Source organism: Hoylesella timonensis 4401737 = DSM 22865 = JCM 15640, assembly GCF_000455445.1.
Taxonomy (GTDB): domain Bacteria; phylum Bacteroidota; class Bacteroidia; order Bacteroidales; family Bacteroidaceae; genus Prevotella; species Prevotella timonensis.
The window spans coordinates 200,179-210,489 of sequence record NZ_HG417096.1 but is presented as its reverse complement, the minus strand read 5'-3'; the positions used below and the strand labels follow the sequence as shown (position 1 = coordinate 210,489).

Sequence of the window (10,311 nt, the reverse complement as noted above, 5' to 3'; positions counted from 1 at the left end):
CTAACGCCATATACCCTATCTCAACCAACTTCGTTGTCTCTGTTCAGAACGAAACTCCAGAATTTAAAAGTATTCTCACCTTAGTTCTTTTCCAATGAATTGAACGGTTCGTAAAACTTGTTACCTATGTATTTACGCTTCAAGAAAACTCGTTAACTCGTCGCCTCATCAACTCCTTTCCTAAAAAGCCATACATGCTTCTTGTACTACTTCTGTCTTATGTAAATCTTTTTCAAAGAACGCTTCTTTTGTCGCCCCGAAGAATGTTTCATTTTCGTTTCATTCTCGAAAGCGGATGCAAAAGTACAAACTTTACGACTAACTTCCAAATATTTTTCAAGAAAAGTTTTAGAAATTTGCAGAAATTGATTTAGGTCAAACTAAAAAAAGCGAAACAGAGACTTCGTGCACTATTATTTTTATCACCCGTGTCCAATCAATATATTCAACACCCTGTGGCTATTTAATCTGAAAATAAAGAATCTATTCGATTTATAGTTTTTGGATCAGAAGGTCTTGTCATATTCTCATCTATAATTTTTCCTTCAGCATCAATTAATATAAAACGAGGTATGCGTGAAATTTGATAATCTTTTTGAAAATTACTATTTCTATCTGCACGCAATTGAATACCTTGCAAATTATCTGTTTTTATCTTTCCTTTCCATTTAGATTCATCCTCATCTATTGAAATACTAACAAAGACAATTGGCTTTCCTTTGAACTTCTCCTGTAACTTAAGAAGATAAGGTAGTTCACGACAACAGGGCAAACACCAAGTTGCCCAAACATCGATATAAATATACTTACCCTTTAACATAGAGAGTGAGATTTTCTCGCCTTCTACATTAGGAAGTATAAAACATGGTGCTTGTTTTCCGTAAGCTATACGTGAGAACTTTTGATAAATTTCTTTAAAGTCTGCTTTCCTTTTTATATTATGAACATGACTATTATATATTGGGAGAAACTCACCAATATCTTTCACGCCATACCTTCTAACATATCCATACATAAAAGTATGAATAAGATAATCTTGAAGATTTGAGTCTTTTATGTTGTTTTTGGTATAATTCAATGCATAACGCAATTCATTTAAGGGGTTATTGTTTATATTCTTGGAAGCTAAAGCTTGAATATAATTTCTAAAAGCTTGTCGGTATTCCCAAAAATCATAAGCTTCCGAATCTTCAATCATTATTTTTTCCTGCTGTTGATAAAATGCAGAATGTGGAAGATAATACTTCTGTTTGAGAAATCTTGCTCTGTGAAGAGGATAATTCTGGAGCATATTACAGGCCAAATAATGTAATCGTTTTTTCTCTATCTTCTTAAATTCTTCAAATAATGAAAGTGTATCGATATTTATTTGTAAATTAAGAAACATCTTATTCCAATCACTCAAAAATTCATTTTCGGGTTGATTATAATTCAAATTAAGTAGCTCTAAAAGTTCTCCATTTAAATAATCATTAATATCCTTACCATCTCCAAGAAATTTAAGATCTCCATTTTTATATTTTAGCATGCTTTGCTTTCCTGTTGGAATAAGATAAAAATACATAATATTTTTAGGTCCATAAAGTACAGCGTATCCAGGCTTTAAGACTGGCGAAAACCTAATTACACCTCTACCGTTATTGTCCAAAGTTGAATAATACGACGAATCTCGAAAAACTACTCGTATTTTTGAAGCTCCATACTCTTCAAAATAAAATTCAACTTGTCCAAGAACAGTAGTCACCCATAAACAGAGTACAAAGGCAATTGAAGACTTATTTATATTTACTATTTTCATTTTGAACATTCCTCAAGAACCATATTTTGGGAAATTATATTCCATATCTATTATTTTACCAAACCCACTAAAAACCTTTTCTGAAGATACATCTATTGTCCCATTACTAACATTAATATAATACATGTAAACTTTTCCTTCTTTTAAGATTTCATTATAAGTTGAAACAAATAAAACCTTATTATTATAGGGATGAGTCTTAATAAAACGATCTACACATGGTTTCAAAATTTTGATTCCTGTTATTTTTTCTTGATTGTTGGCTAAAGAATAGACTTTCATGCCAGTATTAGTTCCTGCATAATCATATTGGTAAATATTTTTATCTGTTGCATAATAAAAGATTGGGCCTAAATTTCCTACTGCAAAATATTTAGCATTATTTAATTCTGGACAATTGTCAGCATAGTACATTCCTTTATCTATATTTTTCTTTTTGTCAAAATTAAATGTATATAGTATATTCTTATGAGTGTTCCAGTCTTTAAATAAGCCATATTCATAGTTGTTAAAACCTGTATCCATGTATCTAAGCTTGGCATGCATATCTTTTACATTAAAGAGTGTTCCAGAAATATTATCTGGCATTTCTTGGAGTACCCACGAAGAAGTTCCATTCTTCTTAGGGAAACATAAAAATCGACCTCCGATTTCATCATAAAGAATACCCAGATAATAATCAAAATAACGAGGCGCATACGGTGAAGCTTTATAAGTCATACCATCTTTCAAAATTGGTTCTGTATACGTTGTAAAGCCCATTGAACCCATGGAGCTATATTGATAAAACTTGCCGTTAGAAATGATAGCATCATATCCATACCGACCTGGGCTCCAATAATAATGATAGAAAAGATAATTCTCTGGCTTCCAATCTGCCAGATTTGGCATCAACGTAGAAATGTCATACGTTTTTTGCATGGTTACTGCATCTAAGCGAACACCGCCTTTATCTGTAAGTATAGTCACGTTCTGCATTTTTCCTAACCAAAAGAAACTACCTATTTTTACGCCATGCCCTCGTAACTGTTCATTATTTACAGATGTGTAAACATTATTTAAGACAAGATCCTCTTTTACTCGATTTGAGAAAAAAGGACTCATAATCATGTCAAAATCTGTTGTTCCATTTTTCTCATGTAAAACCATCCAGCCTTCGGTTATAATCCCCTGTACTACCAAAAATATTTTTTTAAACGACTTTACACCTGTTTCTTTATTATGGCAAGTGAGTACTAAGCTATAGGCCCCTGGAACTTCCGTGACTAAATAGGAAAGAGTTTTTGTATTTCCTATTGTTTTTTGGTTTGACACTCCTCCAAGTGCGTTTGACCATATTCGCCAATTAAAGTCATAGTCCTTTTCACTACCACTACTCAACTTAATTTCGATTGGTAGCTCCAAAGTTTTGAATTGAGTGGCATACACTGTGTCTTTTGCAGAAATGGAAACATCTGGTAAATTAGAATAATTATAATTTCCAGTATCATCGTAACAAGCAGAAAAACTTGTAATTAAAAAGATGAAGGATAATCCTATTTTAAATATATTTCTCATCATTACACACATTTATTCATTAATACTTAGAACGTCACTATCAGACCATTTTCATCTGTCAACGGTTTTCCTGGATGTTCTTTATTATATTTATAAAGGGCATTGATTAACACTCCCTTCCAATAAATTTGCTCAGAAGTACTCCAGTTAGTATAGTTAGTAGCCACTCCCGTGTGCAATATAACAAATTCATGTTTTACTCGACTGTATTCATCAAATATCCATCCTTCAGGTTCTGATAATTCATTCGTTAATACAATTTTAAATTCAGCCTCGTTAATTGGAGGAGTTGAGAAATTATCATTAGCACATAATCGTAAGACTATACTTTTATCACCTAAATTAAGACTCGCATTTTTTCGCACTTGAATCCTTACTATAGTTGAAATAGAGTCTGCTAACAATTCACATGGTTCAATTTTATAGTCATTATTTTCAATCGCTGTAGTTTTCTCTGGGACAACCTGTACAACAAATTTCCTATTTTTTGGAGATGTTATACCTATTAATTTAACGGGAATGTCAATATTATCAACTTCTATTCCAGCATGCAATCCAAAAGAATAAATTAAGCTATCTTTTATTACCAAAGAATAATCAAAACGCAATGAGGCATCAGTGGTATCATAGCGCAAATAATTGTCTGTCGTACAACTACATAGAAGCAATAAAAGCACACTATAAATCTTATCATTAAAAAGTATCATATATTATCTCCTTTCTATTTTCTTCCTCCATATTGCTTTTCCAAATCAGGCATAGGTAGAACGTAATATTTTTTACTAAATGGAACTGAAACATTAGGTATCTGATTCAAATCGTTACGTTTACAATATAAGAACCATTGTCCTTCACCTATAAACTCTTTACGATATTCTTTTCCAATAATTGATTTTAAGTTTTCGTCCGTAATATTTTCTTCTGATAACAAGCTACTATCGTCAAATCCCCTGTGTTTTCGTAATATGTTAATACAGTCTATGGCTTCTTTTTTAGATGTTGCACATTCTGCTGCTATAAGCCACATTTCACTAATTCTAAGTAAAGGTTGGCAATCATTATAAGTAGAAGAGGTTTGCCATAATTTTGAGCTTCCAAGATAATAACCTAATAATGTTTCAAAATAATAATTATATCGCCAATCAAAACCATATAAATTAGTTTCAAAAATTTCTGCGCAAACTTCAGGTGACATAATTAATAAATTTCCTACAGTATTACTTTCTCCTTCTTTTAAAAACCTTTCTGTCAAAGACTTCAATCTTGTATTATTAAGCATAAAAATACACTCTGATTTAAATATTCCGTCACGAGAACTACGTGTATTGGTTGTTACATTACTACTTGCCACCCAAGGAAATTTATTCGAATCGATTACTTCACGTGCATATTTTAATGCATTTGTCTTATCATTTTTGTAAAGATAGGCACGAGCTAATAAAGCACAAACAGCATAATAATTAAGATGAAATTCTCTTACCCCCAGGAATTCCGTTGAAGCTTTTCCTGTCTTTATTGGATCAACTTTCAACAATTTTAAGGCATGGGTTAAATCTTCTATCACCAAGTCAATACTTTTAGTCACTGTAGATAATGGTGTTACATTTTTCGACACACCTCGGACATAAGGGATAGCCGCGTCTTGAGCATCACTTAGAAAGCTTTTACCAAACCAACGAAGCAAGTCAAAATGTAAGAATGCTCGCATTCCGTAAGCCTCACCTTCAAACACATCCGATTCTGTCTGAGATAAAACGCCATCATATTCTTTTATTCCCTCTAATAAAATATTGATATTAGCAATATCTTTATACATGCTTTCCCATACGGCGTTTATAATATTTTGACTCGTTGCGTCATCATATTCAAATCTATGCAAATGATAATATATACCAGCCTCCTGTGTCCATACATATTGCTGCCCCAAAGCATCCGCCATACCAAAAGTAAGATTTGCTCCATAAAGATTATCAGAGCAAAGTGCAGTATATATGCCTGTCAACTGATCTTTAAATCCATTTTTGTAACTAAATAAATCATCATACTTTACTTCTGACTTCGGACTAACATTCAGCCAGCCTTCACAGGAGGTTATTAACAAAGAAAAGAGCAAAATAACAACTACTCTCATATTTTTTATTAAAACTTTCATATCTTACCAATTAAAAGGTTGCTTGTAAAGAAAATGAATAGGTACGAGCAAAAGGATAATCTAATCCTCTTTCTACCTTCACTGTCGAAGCACGAAAAATGTCATTCATATAAAAACTAACTTTCAACTGAGAAATTTTAAGACGAGTTAATAATTCCGTATTACGAAAATCATAACCAATATTCAAAGTTGAAAAACGAAGTTCATTTAAATCTTGTACAAAACGTGAACTGGGCTTAGTTACTTTAGCAGGACTATAAGAGAAATCTACGATATCACCAGGTTGCTTCCATACCGCATCGTATATTCGCTTATCAACATTTAATCCTACATATGCATTTTCTACACGATTTACCAAAGTTTGATTATAAACTTGTCCTCCTAATTGATAGTAGAAAGACATATTCATAAAAACTCCTTTATAATCAACATTAACTCCAAAAGTTCCTGTATATTTTGGCATTGCATCTCCACAAACCACTTGATCTTCCGTTCTCCAAACCATCGTCTTGTCGCCATTTTTGGTTAAATACACTTCATCGCCTGTAGCAGGATCTATACCTAAAGATCGCACAGCCCATATTGCATTCATAGATTCACCCTCAATAAAATGCAATTGAGGCTTATTCATTTTTCCTCCTTGAATTTCACTATCTACTTCATCATTATAACTCTTTAATGCGTTAGATATCTTTTTTAACTTGTTTGAGTTTTTCGCAATAGAAAAAAATGTACTTAAATACCTATTACTTGCGGGGTCATACAATAAATGTGCATTTAATTTAAGTTCCATACCTTTATTTTCAGTACTTCCCAAATTTTCCATATAGCTACGGAACCCCATTGATGGAGGTATCGTAAGAGCCAGGAGTTGATCTTCTGTTTTCTGTGTATAATAATCATACCGGACGCTTAAACGGTTCATCACATTAATATCAACACCTATATTATAATCTAACGTTTTCTGCCATTTTAAATTATCATTTGGCAGAGCCATTAAATATGAACCTATCCAATTATCGTAAACTTGTGTTTGATAATAACCAAATGTAGCTAAAGCTTGATAAGAACTGAAGTTTTGTGCACCAGTATATCCCGTGGATGCTCTTAACTTAAATTGCTTTAACCAAGACGCATTTTTAAGGAAATGTTCTTTGTGTAAATTCCACCCTAAACCAGCAGCCCAGAAGTGTCCCCAACGGTTTTCTTTTCCAAAAAGAGAAGAGGCACTTGCTCGATAAGATAAATCAGCCAAATAGCGATCATCGTACGAATAGTTCAATGCTGACAAAAAACTAATAGAACGGTTAATACCTTCACGTCCAGAAAAAGGTTGAATGTTATCTGGTTTTAATCCCGATGCAATAAAATTAATCCTGTCATTCGGAAAACCTATTACTTTAAACTGGGTTGATTCAGATTGATTCTGCTGCATGCTCCAACCCGCATTTACGAGTAACTGATGTTTTTTCAAATATAAAGAATAATTTGCTGTTAAATCTGCAGAAATAGAACTGGACTCTCCATTCGATTTGCTATACTGCCCTTTTTCAAAAGTTCGTTCCTTTGAATATCCTAAAAAGTAGGTATGGGATGCTGGATAAAAATCTTCTCTTTTATTGAAGATTTTAGTTAATCCTAATCGACCTCTTAATTTTAAGGCCTCTAATATTTGCCATTCAATATAAAAGTTATCTGTTAAACGCGTATATTTACTAAAATTTTTAGTGCCAATCGTCGTATTCCATAAGGGGTTTCCTTTAGTAACTCCAATTAATCCACCCCCACCTGTTGAACCTGCAACCTTTTTAAGATTACCAGCTTCATCGTATGGAGTCCAATATGGATTTAGTTCTGCATACTCTGAGAATGAGCCATAAGGAGAATCATCTGCATGATTTAAGCTTGTATTGAATTGATTGCGAAATAATAAATTCTTATATCGATAAGAAAGAACAAATCCTCCAGAAAAAGTTTTACGATCAGAGCCTTTCATTACTCCTTTGATATCGTTGTATAATAAATCCACTCCATATCTAATTCGCTCATCACCACCTTCTAAATAAACTGAATGTCTATGTCCTAATCCTGTGTGTAAGGGTTGAGCTAACCAGTCAGTATCTACACCGCGGGCAATTTCCGCTTGTATGTTGTTTAAATATTGCTCCCAAAACCATGGATCTGAATATACTCCATGTTTTTTATCTACTTCAAACTTTTCTTGAGCATTACAAAGATTATAGCCTGTCAAATCTGGAATTGTTAAGTTCAAATCTCCTTTATACGAAATTCTTAATTTACCGGTTTCAGGTTTTCTGGTTTCAATCACAACGACACCATTTGCTGCTTTTGATCCATAAATAGCTTTAGCGGCAGCATCTTTTAATAAGACAACAGTTTCTACGCGGTTCATGTCCAAATCGTAAATAGTCGTCACATCCGTTTCAAAACCATCCAATATAAACAATGGCTGGTTAGGATTACCTTTATATGTACCCTTTAAGTCAGGCATAGATTGCTGGCCGCGCATCCTAACTTCAGGCATAGAGTTGGGATTAGACCCCAAATCCATATTCTCAACTATTTTGAATGCGGGATCTAAATTTTTAAGGTTTTGCAATAAGTTCTGACTTCCACCTCTCATGAGTTCGTCTTTCCTAATAACCGTTGTAGCACCTGTAAAACTTTCTTTTTTCCGCTCAAATATACCATTAACAACAATTTCTCCTACACTTTGGGCATCTTCTTTCATAGTAACAAAGAGTTGTTTCCCTGTAAAATTAACTGAAGTTTTATTCATTCCAATATAGGAGAATTCTACTTTAGATATTTTTTTATCGTGTGGAATGAAAATATCAAACCGACCATCGGTATCAGTAACTCCCACTACAGAACTTTCATTTGTTTTTATATTTACGCCAGGCAAGGGTAGTCCTTTATCATCTACTACACGACCTTTTAAGTGACTGTTCTCCAACGACTTAAAAGAGGAAATAGTAATGTTATCTCCTACAATTTCATACTTTAAAGAATATGGAGCTAAAATACTATTCAGAAGTTTTGTAATATTTTTAGTCTGAATATCAACGGTTACATTTATATTCTTAATATCCTCTTGTTTATATAAAAACTTATATTGGGTCTTTTGTTCTATTTTATTCAAAACAAGCTTCATTGGTTCATTTTGACATACAATGGCTATTTCATTAGGTAAACTTTGAGCTAAAGCATGTCCAACTCTAATAAATAAAAGAAAGAAAATGAATAAAACGATTCGTTCAATACGTCGCAAATAACACTGTTTTTTCATATCACACGAGTATTTATGGTACTATTATACGTATAACTTTAATTCTATAAAAGTTAATAACTATCTTTAATGGATAAATCGATTTTATGCTTAAGGTTAATAAACAAAGCCAGTTTTCGTTTTTTTATCAATAAGGATAATATTTTTTTTGTATTTACGACAAATATAAAATTTTTAATTTAATTTCTAAAACTTTATTCAAAATTTTAATTCTTTTATGTAATAATAAATATTTTTTAAGTATTAGAAAGACGATTAGTCACTAACCTATACCAATTAACATCATAAATTAATGCAAAGCATTTGATAAATGTCATACCGATTTGAATAACATCGCATTTGCTTGCATTTGTTTCTTTAACCGTTTCGCATTTGGCTTAAACGTTTTATAAGTTAAAAAACCAGCAACAACACCACCGATAACAGGTACTGCCTTACTCAAGCGTTTTGTCACAGAACCTTTTACGAATTTCGTCCTGATCCACTTGGACACCCCTTTTACTAATGGATACCACATAGTTTCCGTCACGCTCACTTGTGGCATACTCATAGTTGTGTGTTCGGCAAACGTTTCTGAGAGTTGCTTAAAAGCCTCGTTAGCAGTGCTTGACCCAAGCATGACACCCAAAAAGATAGTCAGCACATCGTAAGAAGATTCTGTTAAATGCCCATTTTGGTCGCACAAATCAGGATAACCATATAAATAAGCTAACTTTTGAGCAATAATTAAGGTTTGACAAAAGTATTGTAATAAATCAGCAGGAATAGCAAAAAAGACAGCGATACCGCCTGGCACACCCGTTACGGTAGAAAAAATGGTTGCTTTTTTAGTATGTTCATTGATACATTCATTAGCCAATTCATTGATTAATTTTAGAGGAATGACATCAATTGGACGCTGCAATGATGCTTTCTTTATTTCTGGTTCGGTACAATGAGGTCTCAAAGCCTCCACCAAAAACGCCACTCTATCAACCTTGATTCCCGGTAAGTTCATGATAGAATATATTATTTTATTCCACTTTGTTACTTCGCTTCCCATTATAAAAATATTTTTTCTGTTCAACTGGATTTATGAAAAAAGACTCAATTACCCAAAAAACTTATTTTTTATCGAGAGTCCCTTTCAAATAACTTATACAAATATATGAATATTTTTTCTAAATTCAAAGATTATCATAGAGAATTGATTCTAGGTAAAGCTATTCGTTGCTTTTTGTCCTATAAATTTACTAAAAAACGACCATCTAAAATCTTCAAAATAGAAAAAAATAATAGGCAAACGACATGCAAAAATGCGCTGATTTGAACAAAATAAACGTCTTTTCAAGTTAGAACATTGATTTTACACCCTTGGAAACATACATTAGCGGCGTTATTCACATGCTTCAAATGCATTAAAGCATGCAAATTGTTGGCTTATCTCAATGCTTTAGCTGCCAAGAAATGGTAAAAATGGCACTCAAAAGAGAAGACTTAAACGTAATGTTCTTA

6 protein-coding genes are annotated in these 10,311 nt (G+C 32.7%); all 6 read right to left on the bottom strand.

What is annotated here, in order from left to right; all coding sequences use genetic code 11:
- Nucleotides 1–463 precede the first annotated feature (463 nt).
- The gene (locus BN35_RS12825) at nt 464–1,798 is read right to left on the bottom strand and encodes a TlpA family protein disulfide reductase (RefSeq protein ID WP_159100003.1); all 1,335 of its coding nucleotides are present in this window, start codon (nt 1,796–1,798) and stop codon (nt 464–466) included.
- 12 nt (nt 1,799–1,810) lie between these two features.
- Nucleotides 1,811–3,358, bottom strand: a complete 1,548-nt coding sequence (locus BN35_RS08430; RefSeq protein WP_159100002.1) for a PKD-like family lipoprotein — start codon at nt 3,356–3,358, stop codon at nt 1,811–1,813.
- Between the two features lie 23 nt (nt 3,359–3,381).
- On the bottom strand, nt 3,382–4,062 hold the full coding sequence (locus BN35_RS08425; RefSeq protein ID WP_081411480.1) for a DUF4843 domain-containing protein: 681 nt from the start codon (nt 4,060–4,062) through the stop codon (nt 3,382–3,384).
- Between the two features lie 14 nt (nt 4,063–4,076).
- The gene (locus tag BN35_RS08420; protein ID WP_025073096.1) at nt 4,077–5,507 is read right to left on the bottom strand and encodes a RagB/SusD family nutrient uptake outer membrane protein; all 1,431 of its coding nucleotides are present in this window, start codon (nt 5,505–5,507) and stop codon (nt 4,077–4,079) included.
- A gap of 10 nt (nt 5,508–5,517) precedes the next feature.
- Complete coding sequence (locus BN35_RS08415) at nt 5,518–8,817, bottom strand: SusC/RagA family TonB-linked outer membrane protein (RefSeq protein ID WP_028901308.1); 3,300 nt, start codon at nt 8,815–8,817, stop codon at nt 5,518–5,520.
- A 313-nt stretch (nt 8,818–9,130) separates the two neighbouring features.
- Nucleotides 9,131–9,859, bottom strand: coding sequence for a hypothetical protein (locus BN35_RS08410; protein ID WP_025073095.1), 729 nt, complete (start codon nt 9,857–9,859; stop codon nt 9,131–9,133).
- Between the last annotated feature and the right edge of the window lie 452 nt (nt 9,860–10,311).